Genomic DNA, 16,951 nt, shown 5'->3' on the forward strand with positions numbered 1-16,951 from the left:
GGTTTGTCCGACTCCGTCGGCTCGGTGGTTCGGATCACCGGGGCCCGGGTTTGCGACCCTCCGAGTAATTACGTAACGTTGGCGTTGTGAAAAACACGGCGGCGCTCTCCGGGCAGCAGCCGACGGCCTCTCCGGCCGTCGGTGCGTCCGCGTCCGCGCTTGTCGTGACCACGTCGGCCGCGCTCGGCGGCGCTGCGGCGACCGAGGTCTCCACCCGGGACCGGGTCACCCAGCTGCTGCTGGAGCGGGGGGCCACCACCGCCGCGCAGCTCGGTTCGGCGCTCGGGCTCAGCCCGGCGGCGATCCGCCGGCACCTCGACGCGATGCTCGCCGAGGGTGACGTGTTCGCCCGGGAGCAGACCGTGCAGGGCAGCCGCGGGCGGGGGCGCCCGGCCAAGGTGTTCCTGCTGACCGAGGCGGCCCGGGTCCGCTGTGGCACCCATCACTACGACAACATGGCCACCGCCGCGCTGCGCTGGATCGCCCGCAGCGGCGGCTCCGAGGCGGTCGAGGCGTTCGCCACCGAGCAGGTGGCCGCCCTGGAGTCCCGCTGTCAGGCCGCCATGGAGGACGCCGGCGACGACCCCCTCGCGCGGGCGGAGGCACTCGCCGACGCGCTCACCGCCGAGGGTTACGCTGCCAACGCCACCACGATCGCCTCCGGCGGCCAGCTCTGCCAGCACCACTGCCCGGTGGCGCACGTGGCCGGCGAGTTTCCCCAGCTGTGCGAGGCCGAGACCGCGGTGATCTCCCGTCTGGTCGGCACCCACGTGCAGCGCCTGGCCACCATCGCGCACGGCGACGGGGTGTGCACCACGCACATTCCAGCCCAGCAGGTACGCGCCCAATCCAGTAATCCCGTCACCACTGTGAGGACAGATAAATGACCGAGCAGATCGTCCAGCCCCTGACCCAGGAAGAGCAGCTTGCCGCCCTGGGTCGCTACGAGTACGGCTGGTCCGACCCGGACGCCGCCGGGGCGGTTGCCCAGCGCGGCATCAACGAGGCGGTGGTGCGGGACATCTCGGCCAAGAAGAACGAGCCGGCGTGGATGCTCGACCTGCGTCTGAAGGGTCTCCGGCTGTTCGGCCGCAAGCCGATGCCGGCCTGGGGCGCGGACCTCACCGGGATCGACTTCGACAACATCAAGTACTTCGTGCGGTCCACCGAGAAGCAGGCCACCAGCTGGGAGGACCTGCCCGAGGACATCAAGAACACGTACGACCGGCTGGGCATCCCGGAGGCGGAGAAGCAGCGGCTGGTCGCCGGCGTCGCGGCGCAGTACGAGTCCGAGGTCGTCTACCACAAGATCCGTGAGGACCTTGAGGAGCAGGGCGTCCTCTTCCTGGACACCGACACCGCGCTGCGCGAGCACGAGGACGTCTTCAAGGAGTACTTCGGCACGGTGATCCCGGTCGGCGACAACAAGTTCGCCGCCCTGAACACCTCCGTGTGGTCCGGTGGCTCGTTCATCTACGTGCCGAAGGGTGTGCACGTGGAGATCCCGCTGCAGGCCTACTTCCGGATCAACACGGAGAACATGGGCCAGTTCGAGCGGACGCTGATCATCGTCGACGAGGGTGCGTACGTGCACTACGTCGAGGGCTGCACCGCGCCGCTCTACTCCTCCGACTCGCTGCACAGCGCGGTCGTGGAGATCATCGTCAAGAAGAACGCGCGCTGCCGCTACACGACCATCCAGAACTGGTCGAACAACGTCTACAACCTGGTCACCAAGCGCGCCGTCTGCCACGAGGGCGCGACCATGGAGTGGGTCGACGGCAACATCGGCTCCAAGGTCACCATGAAGTACCCGGCGGTCTACATGACCGGCGAGCACGCCAAGGGCGAGGTGCTCTCGGTGGCGATGGCCGGCGAGGGCCAGCACCAGGACGCCGGCGCCAAGATGGTGCACGCCGCGCCGCACACCTCCTCCACCATCATCTCCAAGTCGATCGCCCGGGGCGGCGGCCGTACCTCGTACCGTGGTCTGGTGCAGGTGCTGGAGGGTTCGCACCACAGCCGGAGCACGGTCAAGTGCGACGCGCTGTTGGTCGACACCATCTCCCGCTCGGACACCTACCCGTACGTCGACATCCGTGAGGACGACGTGTCGATGGGGCACGAGGCGACCGTCTCCAAGATCAGTGACGACCAGCTCTTCTACCTGATGAGCCGGGGCCTGAGCGAGGACGAGGCGATGGCCATGATCGTGCGCGGCTTCATCGAGCCGATCGCCAAGGAGCTCCCGATGGAGTACGCCCTGGAGCTCAACCGGCTGATCGAACTCCAGATGGAGGGCGCGGTCGGCTGACGCCGGCCGGCTGACTCTCGCGTCGGCCTCGACCCGCCGCGCCTCGACCAGCCCGACCGACCCTCCGATTAACCGCAGAACAGACCAAGGAAGAAATGACTACCCAGGCTTCCGCGCCGCCCAGCACCAAGTCGCAGGCGCTGCGCTCGTACGACGTCGCCGACTTCCCGGCCCTCACCGGCCTGGAGGAGGAGTGGCGTTTCACCCCGCTCAAGCGGCTGCGCGGCCTCGCCGGTGAGCCGCAGGGCCCCACCGGCACGGTCCGGCACGAGTACGGCGACCTGCCCGAGGGCGTGGCCGTCGAGCGGATCGGCATGGACGATCCGCGGGTGGGCAGCGTGCTCACCCCGGTCGACCGGATCAGCGCGCTCGCGTACGGCGGTGCCGGCCAGGCGCTGCTGCTCACGGTGGCCAGCGACGTCGTGGTGGGTTCGCCGGTGAGCGTGCGGGTGGTCGGCGACGGTGCCGAGGGTCTGGCCTTCGGGCACACCTTCGTCGAGGTGGGCCGGTTCGCTGAGATGACCCTGGTGCTGGAGCACGTCGGCTCGGCGACCCTGGCCGACAACGTCGAGGTCTCCGTGGCCGACGGGGCGAAGCTGACCCTGGTCACCGTGGCCGACTGGGCGGCCGACGCGGTGCAGGCGCAGCACCTCAAGATCAAGCTGGGTCGGGACGCCCGGGTGACGCACGTCCAGGTCAGCCTCGGTGGTGACCTGGTCCGGCAGTTCACCTCGGTGGAGTACACCGGCCGCGGCGGCGAGGCGGAGCTGTACGGCGTCTACTTCGCCGACTCCGGCCAGCACCTGGAGCACCGGCAGTTGATTGACCACAGCGTGCCGGACTGCCGCAGCTACGTCGGCTACCGGGGCGCTCTGCAGGGCGAGGACGCGCACACCGTCTGGGTGGGCGACGTGCTGATCCGGGCCGAGGCGACCGGCACCGACACGTACGAGATCAACCGGAACCTGCTGCTCACCGACGGCGCGCGGGCAGACTCCGTACCCAATCTGGAGATCGAGACCGGCGAGATCGCCGGCGCCGGCCACGCCAGCGCGACCGGCCGCTTCGACGACGAGCAGTTGTTCTACCTGATGGCCCGGGGCATTCCGGAGGGCGAGGCCCGCCGCCTGGTGGTCCGCGGCTTCTTCGCCGAGCTGATCAACAAGATCCCGGTGGAGCCGCTGCGCGAGCGCCTCGGCGACGCGATCGAGGCCCGGCTGACCAAGGCCGGCGCCTGATGATCCGGATCTGTTCCACCGAGGACGTGCCGAAGGGGACCGCGATCAGCGCGGACGTCGACGGCACCCCGATCGCGCTGGTGCACGGCGAGGATGGCGAGTTCTACGCCGCCTACGACGAGTGCTCGCACGCCTCGGTCGCCCTCTCCGAGGGTGAGGTCGACGGCTGCACGCTCGAGTGCTGGCTGCACGGCTCGCGCTTCGACCTGCGCACCGGGCAGCCCACCGGGCTGCCGGCTACCGAACCCGTACCCGTCTACCCCGTCGACGTCCGCGACGGCGACATCTACCTCAGCCTGACGCCGAGTAATGGAGTGACCCGATAATGAGCACCCTGGAGATCCGCGACCTGAAGGTGTCGGTCAAGCTGCCCGAGGGTGAGCTCAAGCCGATCCTGGCCGGTGTCGACCTGACCGTCCGCTCCGGTGAGACCCACGCGATCATGGGCCCGAACGGCTCCGGCAAGTCGACCCTGGCGTACTCGATCGCCGGTCACCCCAAGTACGAGATCACCGGCGGTTCGGTGACCCTCGATGGCGAGGACGTGCTGGCCATGTCCGTCGACGAGCGGGCCCGCGCCGGCCTCTTCCTGGCCATGCAGTACCCGGTCGAGGTGCCCGGCGTCTCGGTGGCGAACTTCCTGCGTACCGCGAAGACCGCCATCGACGGTGAGGCGCCGAAGCTGCGCACCTGGGGCGGCGAGCTGCGCGGCGCCATGGAGCGCCTCCAGATGGACCCGGCGTTCGCCCAGCGCAACGTCAACGAGGGCTTCTCCGGCGGTGAGAAGAAGCGCCACGAGATCGTCCAGCTGGAGCTGCTCAAGCCGAAGATCGCCATCCTCGACGAGACCGACTCCGGCCTCGACGTGGACGCGCTGCGCGTGGTCAGCGAGGGCGTCAACCGGGTCCGCGACAACGGCGACACCGGCATGCTGCTGATCACCCACTACACGCGGATCCTGCGCTACATCAAGCCGGACTTCGTGCACGTCTTCGTGGCCGGCCGGATCGTCGAGCAGGGCGGCCCGGAGCTGGCCGACAAGCTTGAGGCCGAGGGCTACGAGCGGTACGCCGCCGGGGCCGGCACGGCCCGGGCCTGAGCGAGAGAGGCGCTGCCGAGATGACCAGCATCGCGATCCCGTCCGGGATGCCGCAGTACGACGACGTGCCGCGTTTCGACGTGGCCCGGGTGCGCGCCGACTTCCCGATCCTGGACCGGGAGATCAACGGGCACCCGCTGGTCTACCTCGACAGCGCCAACACCTCGCACAAACCCCGGCAGGTGCTCGACGTGCTCGGGGAGCACTACGCCCTGCACAACGCCAACGTGTCGCGCTCGGTGCACACCCTGGGCACCGAGGCCACCGAGGCGTACGAGGGGGCGCGGGCGAAGATCGCCGCGTTCATCAACGCGCCGAGCCCCGACGAGGTGGTGTTCACCAAGAACTCCACCGAGGCGATCAACATCGTGGCGTACGCGTTCTCCAACGCCTCGCTGCGTGCGGACGCCGACCCGCGGTTCCGGCTGGGCCCGGGCGACGAGGTGGTGATCTCCGAGATGGAGCACCACTCGAACATCGTCCCGTGGCAGTTGCTCTGCGAGCGGACCGGCGCGACCCTGCGCTGGTTCCCGGTCACCGACGGCGGCCGGCTCGACGAGTCCGGCCTGAACGACCTGGTCAACGAGCGGACGAAGATCGTCTCGCTGGTGCACATGTCGAACATCCTCGGCACGATCAACGCCACCTCCCGGATCACCGCGCGGGTCCGTGAGGTGGGCGCGCTGCTGCTGCTGGACTGCTCGCAGTCGGTGCCGCACCTGCCCATCGACGTGGTCGACCTCGATGCCGACTACATCGTCTTCACCGGGCACAAGATGTGCGGCCCGACCGGCATCGGTGTGCTCTGGGGCCGGGGCGAACTGCTGGCGGCGATGCCGCCGGTGTTCGGCGGCGGCTCGATGATCGAGACGGTCACCATGGCCCGGTCGACGTTCGCCGCGCCGCCGGCCCGGTTCGAGGCGGGCACCCCGCCGATCGCCGAGGCGGTCGCGCTCGGCGCGGCGGTGGACTACCTCACCGGGATCGGGATGCAGGCCATCCAGTGGCACGAGAAGGAGCTGACGGCGTACGCGCTGGAGGCCCTCGACTCGGTGCGTGACCTGCGGATCTTCGGCCCGACCGTGCCGGTGGGCCGGGGCGGCACCATCTCGTTCGCGCTGGGTGACGTGCACCCGCACGACGTGGGTCAGGTGCTCGACTCGCTCGGCGTGCAGGTGCGGGTGGGCCACCACTGTGCCAAGCCGGTGTGCAACCGGTTCGGCGTCCCGGCCACGACCCGGGCCTCGTTCTACCTCTACACCACCACGGAGGAGATCGACGCTCTGGTGGCCGGTCTGGAGCAGGTGCGGAAGGTGTTCGACTGATGCAGCTCGACCAGCTCTACCAGGAGATCATCCTGGACCACTACAAGCACCCGCACGGGCGTGGCCTGCGCGCTGCCGAAGACTCGGGCGACCAGGTCGCGGAGGCGCACCACGTCAACCCGACCTGCGGCGACGAGGTCACCGTCCGGGTGGCCACCGACGGCGCCGTGCTGCACGACATCTCGTACGACGGGATGGGCTGCTCGATCAGCCAGGCCTCGGCGAGCGTGCTGCACGAGTTGCTGCGCGGTCGGGGTGCGGGGGAGGCGTTCGCGGTACACCAGGCGTTCGTCGAGTTGATGTCCGGCCGTGGCCAGGTCACGCCGGATGAGGACGTGCTCGGTGACGGGGTGGCTTTCGCGGGCGTTGCCCGCTACCCCGCTCGGGTCAAGTGTGCGCTGCTGCCGTGGATGGCGTTCAAGGACGCCGCGGCACGCGCCGGGGTGGGCGCGAGCCCGGAGGTGAAGGCATGAGCGAGAACACCGCTACCGCAGCGACGCCGGAGGCCGGTGACGCCACCGCGACGCCGCAGACCGACGCCGTGACGACCGACGCCGCCGCGACGACCGACGCCGCGACGCAGGGTGCCGGCGACGCCGCCACTCCGGCGACCGGCGTCAGCAAGGCCATGATCGCCGACATCGAGGAGGCGATGAAGGACGTCGTCGACCCGGAGCTCGGCATCAACGTGGTCGACCTGGGCCTGGTGTACGGCGTGCACGTCGACGACGAGAACGTCGCGACCCTGGACATGACGCTCACCTCGGCGGCCTGCCCGTTGACCGACGTGATCGAGGACCAGGCCCGGCAGGCGCTGACCACCGGCCCCGGCGGCGGTCTGGTCAACGACATCCGGATCAACTGGGTCTGGCTCCCGCCGTGGGGCCCGGACAAGATCACCGACGAGGGTCGGGACCAGCTCCGTTCCCTCGGCTTCAACGTCTGACCCGACTCCGTTCCACCTTCGTCGAGCGCGGCGCCCGTTTGGGTGCCGCGCTCGATGCGTTGTGGACCAGCGCGAACCAAATAGTGGAACGGATCGTTCCGGTCTGCTAAGCTGATCCCAGAGCAACGGAGCGGAACATTCCGCTCCGAAAGCGAGCGGAGTCGCCCGTTTGACGGGGTCGGCGGAGGGGTCAGGACGATGAGCGAGATGGCAGCTGGACAGTGGCGGACCGTGCTCGACGAGGCGTACAAGGCGCTCCGGACGGCCGTCGAGGGGGTCCCGGCCGACGCCTGGGATCGGCCCACCCCGTGCGAGCGGTGGACGGTCACCCAGGTGCTTCAGCACGCGACCGGCGACCAGATCGCCTACGCGGCGGCGATCGTCGGCGGGCCGGGGCCGGCAGAGGACCCGTTCGCACCCTCCGGTCGGATCGACGGCGACAAGCTGGTCGGCCTACGCGCCGCCCTCGACGCGTCCGCCCGAGCCTGGGCGGGTGTCGCCGACGACGACCCGCAGGTGCCCACGCCGCTGCCCCAGGGCAAGCTGCCTGCCCAGGTTGGTGCCGTCGCGTGCGCCCTCGACGCGGCGGTGCACGCCTGGGACATCGCGACGGCCACCGGCCAGCCGTCCCCGCTCGGCGACGAACTGGCCCGTCCCCTGCTGGTGGTCGCTCGGCAGATCGTCGAGCCGCTGCGGGCCTATGGCGCGTACGACCCGGCGATCGACCCCGGTCCGGAGGCCGACGAGGTCAGCGTCCTGCTCTCCTACCTCGGTCGCCACCCCCACTGGCCCGTCGGAAAGCCCTGATCGGCCTGGCGGCCCAGTCAGCCCCATGATCGTGCTCGATCCCGGAAAGAGTGCCTGCCGCCAGTTGGTGAGCCCACTACTTCCTGGATCGAGCACGATCTCGGGCGTCGGGCGTCGGGCGTCGGGCGTCGGGCGTCGGGCGTCGGGCGCGGGGCGCGGGGCGCGGAAATCCGGTGGCGGGGGTGTGGCTTCGGCGCGCAGGATGCGCGTGTGACTGAGGCGTACCCGATGCAGGTCCTTGTTCGTGCGGCGACTGCCGTGCGTCGACAGCGGCCGGTCCGGCGACGAGCCTCGGCCCGACACCGACGTCCGTGAGCGGGGCGTTCCTGGCCGGTCTGGTGGCCGGCTACGGCGTCGCCATTCCCGTCGGCGCGATCGCGATCCTCATCCTGGGCCTGAGTGCTCGTACCTCGTTTCGGGTCGGCGCGGCCGCGGCGCTCGCGGTGGCGACGGCCGACGGGCTCTATGCGGCGGTCGCGGCGCTCGGTGGCGCCGGCCTGGCCGGGGTCATCGCGCCGGTCGCCGGGCCGCTGCGGGTGGTCGCGGCCGTCGTCCTGCTGGGTCTCGCCGCGCATGGCCTGTGGCGGACCTGGTCCGCCCATCGCTCGCGGCAGACCCCGACGGCACCCGTCGGTCGGGGTATGAGCACTCCCGGGCGGGCCTACGCGGCGTTGCTCGGGCTGACCCTGCTGAACCCGGCGACGGTGCTGTACTTCACCGCGCTGGTGCTCGGTCGTCGGGACACCGCCGACGCGGAGACGGGCGACGCGGCGCTCTTCGTGGCGGGCGTGTTCCTGGCGTCGGCGAGTTGGCAGATGCTCATCGCTGGCGGTGGCACCGTGGTCGGCCGGGCGCTGAGCAGCCCGCGCGGGCGGCTGGTCACCGGCCTGGTCTCCAGCGCGCTGATCGCCGCGCTGGCGGTGGTCGCGCTGCTGCCGGGCTGAGCGGTCCCCGCCTGACCGCCCGATCTGCCTCGTCGTGCCGTACCGTCGGGCGGTGACCAGTCGACCCGCAGCCGGGGGAGGCCGGTGGGTGGAGGTCGACCCGGCCCGCGTCGGCCGCTGGGTGGAGGGCTTCGCCGACCGGCACGGCCCGCACACCATCACCGCGCGGGAGTACGGTCTGCTGCTCACCGCCCCCGACGGGACCACCGCCGAGCTGTACGCCCCGCCCGGGTCGCCGGCCAGCGGCGACGTCGCCGGGTTCGTTGCCGCCGCCGTCGCGCCCCGCCGGATCGGCCTGCTCCTGGCCCGCAAGGGCGCGGCGGCCGTCGGTGTGGCCGAGGGCGCCGACCTCGTCGTCTCCAAGGTGGACACCCGGTACGTGCAGGGGCGCACCGCCGCGGGGGGATGGTCACAGCAGCGGTTCGCCCGGCGGCGCGACAACCAGGCCAAGGCGGCGCTGGGTGATGCGGCGGAGCTGGCCGTACGGCTGCTGTTGCCGGAGGCGGCGGCGCTGACCGCGGTGGTCTGCGGTGGTGACCGGCGGGCGGTGGACTTGGTGCTGGCCGATCGGCGGTTGGCCCCGCTCGTGCCGCTGCGGGCCGAGCGGTTGCTCGACGTTCCGGAGCCTCGACACGCGGTGCTCGTCGCTGCGGTGGCTGCGGCCCGTGCGGTGCGGATCCGGCTGCGCGACCCGGCACCCGACTGACCTCAGCGGTCGACGGTGGTGCTGAGAGAGGGAAAGGCCGGGTTCCTGGCGAGCCCCGGCCCCCCGCCCCACCCCCCCCGCCGGGCGGAGACCTCGTCGGGGGAGGGGAGGGGAGGTCAGAGCTGGTCGGTGCCGAAGGTGTCGCAGGTCTTCGGGTCACCACGGTCGAAGCCCTGCTGGAACCAGCGCTGCCGCTGCGCGGAGGTGCCGTGGGTGAACTGGTCCGGGTTGACCTGCCCACCGGAGCGTTCCTGGATGCTGTCGTCGCCAATCGCCTCGGCGGCCTGCACAGCCTCGCTGATGTCGGTCGGGGTGATCGACTTGAACAGCGGTTCCTGGCCGGTCTTGTCCTTGCTCTCGGTGGCGTGCTTGGCCCAGGCGCCGGCGTAGCAGTCGGCCTGCAACTCCAGCCGTACGGAGGCGGAGCGGGGGCCGCTCTGGTCACCCTGGCCGGCCCGCTCGTTGGTGCCGAGCAGGTTCTGGATGTGGTGTCCGTACTCGTGGGCGAGCACGTAGGGCTGGGCGAACTCGCCCTTGGCGCCGAACCGGGACGCCAGCTCGTCGTAGAAGCTCAGGTCGATGTACACCTGCCGGTCGGCCGGGCAGTAGAACGGGCCGACACCCGAGTCGGCCTGCCCGCAGCCGGTGTTCACGGCGGCCTGGAAGAAGTTGGTGTCGGTCGGCTCGTACTTCCCGTTGCCCAGCTCCGGGTACGCCTGCTGCCAGTAGGCCTGGATGCTGTTGACGAAGAGCAGGTTGCGGCAGCGGGCGTCGTCGAAGCGCTGGGGGTTGTCGCGCGAGCACAGCTGCTCCAGGTCGGTGCCGCCGGCCTGCCCGCCCTCGTCGCCGTTGGTCATCGCGTTCAGGCCGAACCCGCCGCCCAGCAGGGCGACCAGCACGGCCACCACGATGCCGATCAGCCCGCCGCGACCACCGCCGCCGGGCAGCGGAATGCCGAGTCCGCCGCCTGCCCCGCCGCCTCGGCCCCGGTCGTTGACCTGGGAGGTGTCGAGTTCGGCCCGCTCGTTGAGTTCCATGCTGACCCCGATCGCCGTATGTCCGTCAGTGTCGTTTCGATGTCGCCGTGTCGCCTCAATGCCGGACCGGGTCCGGACAACCGTTCCGGTACCCGATGATCTTGAGTGGTAATCGCGGCGGGCCGCCCGGGAGCGCCCGGTACACTTGTCAGGTGCTGCGCTGCGAAGGCTGAACCGCCCCGCGCCGCCGGGCCACTGGGCCCGCCGGCCGTTTCGCGTGCCCCGAGTCAGCCTTCCACTCCCCGAGAGCGAGCCCGAAGAAATGATCACTGCCACCGGCCTGGAACTCCGTGCCGGCTCACGGATCCTGCTGTCCGACACCACCCTGCGGGTGCAGCCCGGTGACCGGATCGGTCTCGTCGGCCGCAACGGTGCCGGCAAGACCACCACGCTGAAGGTGCTCGCCGGTGAGGGGCAGCCGTACGCCGGGCAGATCGACCAGCGCAGCGCCATCGGCTACCTGCCGCAGGACCCGCGTACCGGCGACCTGCAGGCGACCGGCCGCGACCGGGTGCTCTCCGCCCGCGGCCTGGACGTGCTGATGGCCCAGATGCAGCAGCTCGAGGCCCAGCTCGCCGAGGACACCGACGAGAAACTGGTCCGTCGCTACGGCGCGTTGGAGGACCAGTTCGCCGCCCTGGGCGGGTACGCCGCCGAGGCCGAGGCCGCCCGGATCTGCGCCAACCTCGGCCTGCCGGACCGCGCGCTCGCACAGACCATCGGCACCCTCTCCGGCGGTCAGCGCCGGCGCATCGAGCTGGCCCGGATCCTGTTCCGCGACGCCGGTGAGAACGGCGGCGGCATCCTGCTGCTCGACGAGCCGACCAACCACCTCGACGCCGACTCGATCACCTGGCTGCGCGGCTTCCTCGCCAACCACAAGGGCGGTCTGATCGTGATCTCCCACGATGGCGCACTGCTGGAGTCGGTGGTCAACAAGGTCTGGTTCCTGGACGCCACCCGTTCCGTGGTCGACGTGTACAACCTGGGCTGGAAGGCGTACCTGGAGGCGCGCGAGACCGACGAGCGGCGCCGCCGCCGGGAGCGGGCCAACGCGGAGAAGAAGGCCGGCGCGTTGATGGCGCAGGCCGACAAGATGCGGGCCAAGGCCACCAAGACAGTCGCCGCGCAGAACATGGCCCGCCGGGCCGAGAAGCTGATCTCCGGCCTGGAGGAGGTGCGGGTCTCCGACCGGGTGGCCAAGGTGCGCTTCCCCAACCCCGCGCCGTGCGGCAAGACCCCGCTGACCGCGACCGGCCTGTCCAAGTCGTACGGCTCGCTGGAGATCTTCACCGACGTCAACGTGGCGGTGGACCGCGGCTCCCGCGTGGCCATCCTCGGGCTCAACGGCGCCGGCAAGACGACGCTGCTGCGGATGCTCGGTGGGCTGCTCACGCCGGACACCGGCGAGGTGCACGCCGGGCACGGGCTGCGGCTGGGCTACTACGCCCAGGAGCACGAGACGCTGGACGTGCAGCGGACGGTACTGGAGAACATGCGCGCCGCCGCCGTTGAGCAGTCCGACACCGACCTGCGCAAGATTCTCGGCGCGTTCCTCTTCTCCGGCGACGACGTGAACAAGCCGGCGGGGGTGCTCTCCGGCGGCGAGAAGACCCGGCTGGCCCTGTCGACCCTGGTCTGCTCCGGTGCCAACGTGCTGCTGCTCGACGAGCCGACGAACAACCTCGACCCGGTCAGCCGGGAGCAGGTGCTCGACGCGATCGCCAACTACCCGGGCGCGATCGTGCTGGTCACCCACGACCCGGGGGCGGTGCTTGCGCTCAAGCCGGACCGCGCCATCCTGCTGCCCGACGGCGACGAGGACGCCTGGAGCGACGACCTGCTCGAGCTGGTCGAGCTGGCCTGACCGCCCCGGTCGACGTGCCCTGCGGGCGGTCCGACCGGGCCGTTCTCAGCCGAGCTGGTCGACCAGCCGGCCGAGTACGCCGGAGCTGACCAGGATCACCACCCCAATGCCGACGAAGAGCGCCGGCACCAGCCAGTGGCCCGCGCGCTCGACCAGCCGGACCACCCTCCGGTGCCCGCCCAGCCAGGCTCCGCCGGCGCACCACACCGCGATGAGCAGCACGAAGACCAGCAGGAAGACCGCGCTGTCGGCGGGGCCGAGGGCCCGGAACACGGGTACGTAGACGGCCACGTTGTCGGCGCCGTTCGCGATCGTCACCCCGGCCACCCCGAGCGTGGAGGCCACCACGGCGGGTGCCTCGTCGTCGTCGCGCCGCACGAGGGCGCGGACCCCGAGCGCGATCGGCAGCAGCCCGAGCAGCCCGGTCCACGGGTCGGGCACCACCAGCAGGCCGGCGGCGACCACCGCGCTGGCCACCGCCAGCGTCCCGATGCCGAGGTACTGCCCGGCGACGATCTGCCATGGCCGCGGTCGGCCGGTGCGGCGGGCGGTGACGAAGAACAGGGTCAGGATGACGATGTCGTCGATGTCGGTGGCGGCGAAGACCACGGCCGCCCCGGCCGCCGTGCCCAACAGGTCGATCACGACCGCAGGGTACGGGTCGTCGACGGGCGCTGCCGAGCGGCCGCGTTGGTACGCCCGGCCGGTGTGACGGGGCCGGTTGCCAGCATCACGCTATCGGGAAGCTGACATTGCATAGCGTGTCGGTTGGCGAAGAGTTGATATCTGGCGCATGATCGTCCGAGGCGGTCTAATAGGTGGGACCGTATCCGAACCGCACAGTCTGGGACGTGAGGACACAGCATGGCAGCCACTGGCACAGCCACCAGCACTGAGAAGGGTCGCCGGATCGTCGGAGCCGAGCGTCAGACGCTCGCCAAGGACCTGGTAAAGCGGTACACCTCGGGGGAGAGCATCCGCGCCCTGGCGGCCTCGACGGGCCGTTCCTACGGGTTCATCCACCGAGTGCTCACCGAGTCCGGGGTGCAACTGCGCCAGCGCGGCGGCGCCCGGCGCCGCAAGAAGGCGTGACCTGCCCCCCAGCGTCGTCGACCAGCGCCGCACCCCGGGCCGCCCGGTGACCGCCGAGGCGACCGGGGTCCGGCTGAGCTGCGACGGGCCGGTTGCCACGGTGACGTTGTGCCGGCCCGACGTGCTCAACGCTCAGACGCCCGCCATGTGGCGCGCGATGAGCGAGTTCTCCCGCGACCTGCCCGGCGACGTGCGGGTGGTGGTGGTCCGGGGTGAGGGGCGTGCGTTCTCCGCCGGCCTCGACCTCGCGGTGGCCGGCGCTTCCGGCCCGGGGTCCTTCGCCGAGTTGGCCACGCTGCCCGAGCAGGACTGCGCTGACCACATCGCCGAGTTCCAGGCTGCCTTCACCTGGCTGCACCGGCCGGACATCATTTCCGTGGCGGCCGTGCACGGCCACGCCATCGGCGCTGGTTTCCAGCTCGCGCTCGCCTGTGATCTGCGGGTCCTGGCCGCCGACGCGAAGCTGTCGATGGCCGAGGTGACCCTTGGCCTGGTGCCCGACCTGGCCGGCACCAAGCGCCTCGTCGAGCTTGTGGGCTATGCCCGGGCGCTGGAGATCTGCGCGACCGGCCGTCGGCTGGACGCCGCCGAGGCGGACCGGATCGGGCTGGCCAATCTGGTCGTACCACCCGCCGAGTTGGACGGTGCGGTCCGTGACCTGACCGCCGGCCTGCTCGCCGGTGCCCGCGACGCCGTGGTGGAGATCAAGGCGTTGATCGCCGGCGCGTCCGGGCGGTCGCATGCCGACCAGCAGCGCGCCGAGCGGGAGGCGCAGACCCGCCGGCTGCGTGACCTCGCCGGCCGGGGAGAATAGTAAGGACCATTCGGGAAGATCCGGGTTACGACCGAGGTTGTCAGAGTCGTCGGGAGAATTGACCTGACGGTGCGGTCTGCCCGACAACCCGGAGGTGAGCGGTGTCCAACCCGATGTCCGGCGGTGGCATGGCGGGGTGGAGCATGCTCCGGTCGATGCGCAACCGCGACGAGGTCTCCACCCACCGGCTGAAGCACGGGGTGGCCCGGCGGATCGTGGCCTTCGCCCACCCCTACCGGCGCGACATCGGCGTCTTCCTGGCCACCGTGGTGCTGGCCGCCATCATCGGCGTGGCCACCCCGGTGCTCGCCGGTGACGTGATCAACGCGATCAACCGGGGCGGCACCGAGGCTGGCCGGCTGGTGATCCGGCTGGCCCTGTTCATCGCCGGCCTGGCGGTCGCCGACGCGCTGCTCTCACTGGCCCAGCGGTGGTATTCGGCCCGCATCGGCGAGGGCATCATCCTCAACCTGCGCACCCGGGTCTACAACCACGTGCAGCGGATGCCGTTGCAGTTCTTCACCCGCACCCAGACCGGCGCGCTGGTCAGCCGGCTCAACAACGACGTGCTCGGCGCCCAGCGGGCGTTCACCTCCACCCTGTCCGGCGTGGTCAGCAACGTCATCCAACTGGTGCTCACCGCCGCGGTGATGTTCACCCTCTCCTGGCAGATCACCGCGCTCTCGCTGGTGCTGCTGCCGATCTTCATCATCCCGGCCCGCCGCGTCGGCCGCCGGCTGGCCGACATCACCCGCGAGTCGTACAACCTCGACGCCAAGATGAACGCGACCATGACCGAGCGGTTCGGGGTGGCCGGCGCGCTGCTGGTGAAGCTCTTCGGCCAGCCCGAGATCGAGGCCAGCCGGTTCGCCGGCCGGGCCGAGCGGGTACGGGACATCGGCATCCAGTCCGCCATGTACTCGCGCACCTTCTTCGTGGCGATGCTGCTGGTCGCCTCGCTGGCCCAGGCCCTCACCTACGGCCTCGGCGGGTGGCTCGCGGTGACCGGCGGCGTCACGGCGGGCACGGTGGTGACCCTCGCGCTGCTGCTCACCCGCCTGTACGGCCCGCTCACCGCGCTCTCCAACGTCCGGGTGGACGTGATGAGCGCGCTGGTCTCCTTCGACCGGGTCTTCGAGGTGCTCGACCTCAAGCCGGGCATCGTGGAGAAGCCCGACGCGGTGCCGGTGCCCCGGGGCACCGGCCGGGTCGACTTCCGGGACGTGCGGTTCCGCTACCCGAGCGCCGCCGAGATCTCCCTCGCCTCGCTGGAAGAGGTCGCCACGCTCGATCGGACCGTCAACGAGCCGGTGCTCAAGGGTGTCTCGTTCAGCGTCGAGCCGGGCCAGATGGTCGCCCTGGTCGGCCCGTCCGGCGCCGGCAAGTCGACGCTGTCCATGCTGATCTCCCGGATCTACGACGTCACCGACGGGCAGGTGCTGGTCGGCGGGGTGGACGTGCGCGACGCGACGCTCGCCTCCCTGCGCGACGAGATCGGCGTGGTCACCCAGGATTCGCACCTGTTCCACGAGACGATCGCCGAGAACCTGCGCTACGCCAAGCCGGACGCCACCGACGACGAGATCTGGGCCGCGCTGGCCGGCGCTCAGGTCGCCGACCTGGTCCGGTCGCTGCCCGACGGCTTGGACACCACGGTGGGGGAGCGCGGCTACCGGTTCTCCGGCGGCGAGAAGCAGCGCATCGCCATCGCCCGGCTGCTGCTCAAGGCCCCGTCGATCGTGATCCTCGACGAGGCGACCGCGCACCTCGACTCGGAGAGTGAGGCGGCGGTGCAGCGGGCGCTGTCGGTGGCGCTGGCCGGGCGGACGGCGCTGGTGATCGCGCACCGGCTCTCCACGGTCCGCGACGCCGACCAGATCCTGGTCCTGGACGGCGGGCGGATCGTCGAGCGAGGACGGCACGACGAGTTGGTGGCGGTCGGCGGGCTCTACGCCGAGCTGTACCGGACCCAGTTCGCGGTCGCCGACTCGCCCACCCCGTACGTGGATGCGACCGGCCCCGAGCCGGTGGTCATGCCGCTGGGCACCTACATCGCCGACGAGGCGCTGCCACCGGCCGCGGCCAACTGACCTACCCGCCGCAGCGCCACCGACTCAGCCCGGGCGGCGGTCCGGCAGGCCGGTCGCGACGCGTAGCTCAGCGAACGCGGCGCCCAGGGTGACCGGCGTGAAGTGCGCGTTCAGGCCGCTCGGGTTGGGCAGCACCCACAGCCGCGCCCCGGCCAGCGGCTCCGGCTGTGGCCCGAAGGTGGCCTTCGGCCGACCGAAACCGATCCGGTACGCGGTCACCCCCACCACCGCCACCCAGCGCGGCCGGTACCGGGCCACGGCGGCGGTCAGCAGCCGAGCCCCGTCGAGCAACTCCTCGGTGGTCAGTTCGTCGGCACGGGCGCTGGCCCGGGCGGCCATGTTGGTGATGCCGAGGCCGAGGGCGGGTAGCTCGTCCTGCTCGCTCGGGTGCAGCAGCCGGGGGGTGAACCCGCCTCGGTGCAGCGCCGGCCAGAACCGGTTGCCGGGCCGGGCGAAGTGCCAGCCCGTGGCGGCCGACCAGAGGCCCGGGTTGATGCCGACGAAGAGCACCGCCAGGCCCGGCGCGAGCACATCGGGGATGGTCCGGTCCGCAGCAGCGGCCAGCTCCGCCCGCGTCGGCCGGGGATGTCCGGCAACGTCGCTGGCTCGCCGGTCCGGGCCGGGCGTCACCGCACGGGCTTCTCGGGCGGCGTCGGGCGGCACGGCCGGGGC

At 71.3% G+C, this 16,951-nt stretch carries 18 protein-coding genes; 15 read left to right on the forward strand and 3 right to left on the reverse strand.

Annotated features, from left to right (window positions below):
- Positions 1 to 164: 164 nt before the first annotated feature.
- From ABZV00_RS29730 to ABZV00_RS29780, 11 genes are all read left to right on the forward strand, one after another.
- Positions 165 to 887 carry an ArsR family transcriptional regulator gene (locus ABZV00_RS29730; protein ID WP_355612227.1) on the forward strand — a complete coding sequence of 241 codons (723 nt, stop codon included), beginning with the start codon at positions 165 to 167 and terminating at the stop codon, positions 885 to 887.
- Positions 884 to 2,314 carry a Fe-S cluster assembly protein SufB gene (sufB, locus tag ABZV00_RS29735; protein WP_007462707.1) on the forward strand — a complete coding sequence of 477 codons (1,431 nt, stop codon included), beginning with the start codon at positions 884 to 886 and terminating at the stop codon, positions 2,312 to 2,314. Before ABZV00_RS29730 ends, sufB begins: the two co-directional genes overlap by 4 nt.
- 95 nt (positions 2,315 to 2,409) lie before the next feature.
- Positions 2,410 to 3,552: a Fe-S cluster assembly protein SufD gene (gene sufD / locus ABZV00_RS29740; protein ID WP_355612159.1), complete on the forward strand. Its 1,143-nt coding sequence runs from the start codon at positions 2,410 to 2,412 to the stop codon at positions 3,550 to 3,552.
- Positions 3,552 to 3,878, forward strand: a complete 327-nt coding sequence (locus ABZV00_RS29745) for a non-heme iron oxygenase ferredoxin subunit (protein WP_328418742.1) — start codon at positions 3,552 to 3,554, stop codon at positions 3,876 to 3,878. Before sufD ends, ABZV00_RS29745 begins: the two co-directional genes overlap by 1 nt.
- Positions 3,878 to 4,651 carry a Fe-S cluster assembly ATPase SufC gene (gene sufC, locus ABZV00_RS29750; RefSeq protein WP_328418741.1) on the forward strand — a complete coding sequence of 258 codons (774 nt, stop codon included), beginning with the start codon at positions 3,878 to 3,880 and terminating at the stop codon, positions 4,649 to 4,651. Before ABZV00_RS29745 ends, sufC begins: the two co-directional genes overlap by 1 nt.
- A gap of 20 nt (positions 4,652 to 4,671) precedes the next feature.
- On the forward strand, positions 4,672 to 5,976 hold the full coding sequence (locus ABZV00_RS29755; RefSeq protein WP_328418740.1) for a cysteine desulfurase: 1,305 nt from the start codon (positions 4,672 to 4,674) through the stop codon (positions 5,974 to 5,976).
- The gene (gene sufU / locus ABZV00_RS29760) at positions 5,976 to 6,449 is read left to right on the forward strand and encodes a Fe-S cluster assembly sulfur transfer protein SufU (protein ID WP_328418739.1); all 474 of its coding nucleotides are present in this window, start codon (positions 5,976 to 5,978) and stop codon (positions 6,447 to 6,449) included. Before ABZV00_RS29755 ends, sufU begins: the two co-directional genes overlap by 1 nt.
- Positions 6,446 to 6,922 carry a metal-sulfur cluster assembly factor gene (locus tag ABZV00_RS29765; protein WP_355612164.1) on the forward strand — a complete coding sequence of 159 codons (477 nt, stop codon included), beginning with the start codon at positions 6,446 to 6,448 and terminating at the stop codon, positions 6,920 to 6,922. The genes sufU and ABZV00_RS29765 overlap by 4 nt, the downstream gene beginning before the upstream one ends.
- A gap of 207 nt (positions 6,923 to 7,129) precedes the next feature.
- Positions 7,130 to 7,729, forward strand: a complete 600-nt coding sequence (locus ABZV00_RS29770) for a TIGR03086 family metal-binding protein (RefSeq protein ID WP_355612167.1) — start codon at positions 7,130 to 7,132, stop codon at positions 7,727 to 7,729.
- 311 nt (positions 7,730 to 8,040) lie between these two features.
- Positions 8,041 to 8,673, forward strand: a complete 633-nt coding sequence (locus ABZV00_RS29775; RefSeq protein WP_355612170.1) for a LysE family transporter — start codon at positions 8,041 to 8,043, stop codon at positions 8,671 to 8,673.
- Between the two features lie 52 nt (positions 8,674 to 8,725).
- On the forward strand, positions 8,726 to 9,379 hold the full coding sequence (locus tag ABZV00_RS29780; protein WP_355612173.1) for an acVLRF1 family peptidyl-tRNA hydrolase: 654 nt from the start codon (positions 8,726 to 8,728) through the stop codon (positions 9,377 to 9,379).
- 116 nt (positions 9,380 to 9,495) lie between these two features.
- On the opposite strand, the gene ABZV00_RS29785 is transcribed toward ABZV00_RS29780, so the two are convergent.
- A complete protein-coding gene (locus tag ABZV00_RS29785; protein ID WP_355612176.1) occupies positions 9,496 to 10,416 on the reverse strand; it encodes a neutral zinc metallopeptidase in 921 nt (306 codons plus the stop codon).
- Between the two features lie 262 nt (positions 10,417 to 10,678).
- Here ABZV00_RS29785 and ABZV00_RS29790 point away from each other — a divergent pair, with 262 nt between their 5' ends.
- Entirely contained in the window at positions 10,679 to 12,283 is a 1,605-nt protein-coding gene (locus tag ABZV00_RS29790) for an ABC-F family ATP-binding cassette domain-containing protein (RefSeq protein ID WP_328418733.1), read from the forward strand.
- A 45-nt stretch (positions 12,284 to 12,328) separates the two neighbouring features.
- On the opposite strand, the gene ABZV00_RS29795 is transcribed toward ABZV00_RS29790, so the two are convergent.
- Complete coding sequence (locus tag ABZV00_RS29795; protein WP_355612179.1) at positions 12,329 to 12,928, reverse strand: cadmium resistance transporter; 600 nt, start codon at positions 12,926 to 12,928, stop codon at positions 12,329 to 12,331.
- Positions 12,929 to 13,147: 219 nt separating this feature from the next.
- Between ABZV00_RS29795 and ABZV00_RS29800 the strand changes: the two genes are divergently transcribed.
- The 3 genes from ABZV00_RS29800 to ABZV00_RS29810 all read left to right on the forward strand — a co-directional run bounded on the left by ABZV00_RS29800 (position 13,148) and on the right by ABZV00_RS29810 (position 16,279).
- Positions 13,148 to 13,375, forward strand: coding sequence for a helix-turn-helix domain-containing protein (locus ABZV00_RS29800; RefSeq protein ID WP_007462679.1), 228 nt, complete (start codon positions 13,148 to 13,150; stop codon positions 13,373 to 13,375).
- A 46-nt stretch (positions 13,376 to 13,421) separates the two neighbouring features.
- On the forward strand, positions 13,422 to 14,189 hold the full coding sequence (locus ABZV00_RS29805) for an enoyl-CoA hydratase/isomerase family protein (RefSeq protein WP_355612182.1): 768 nt from the start codon (positions 13,422 to 13,424) through the stop codon (positions 14,187 to 14,189).
- A 113-nt stretch (positions 14,190 to 14,302) separates the two neighbouring features.
- Positions 14,303 to 16,279, forward strand: coding sequence for an ABC transporter ATP-binding protein (locus tag ABZV00_RS29810; RefSeq protein WP_355612230.1), 1,977 nt, complete (start codon positions 14,303 to 14,305; stop codon positions 16,277 to 16,279).
- Between the two features lie 24 nt (positions 16,280 to 16,303).
- Here the strand turns inward: ABZV00_RS29810 and mug are convergent, their stop codons facing one another.
- Positions 16,304 to 16,909, reverse strand: coding sequence for a G/U mismatch-specific DNA glycosylase (gene mug, locus ABZV00_RS29815; RefSeq protein ID WP_355612184.1), 606 nt, complete (start codon positions 16,907 to 16,909; stop codon positions 16,304 to 16,306).
- Between the last annotated feature and the right edge of the window lie 42 nt (positions 16,910 to 16,951).

The organism is Micromonospora sp. NPDC005173, assembly GCF_040608515.1.
Classification (GTDB): Bacteria; Actinomycetota; Actinomycetes; order Mycobacteriales; family Micromonosporaceae; genus Micromonospora.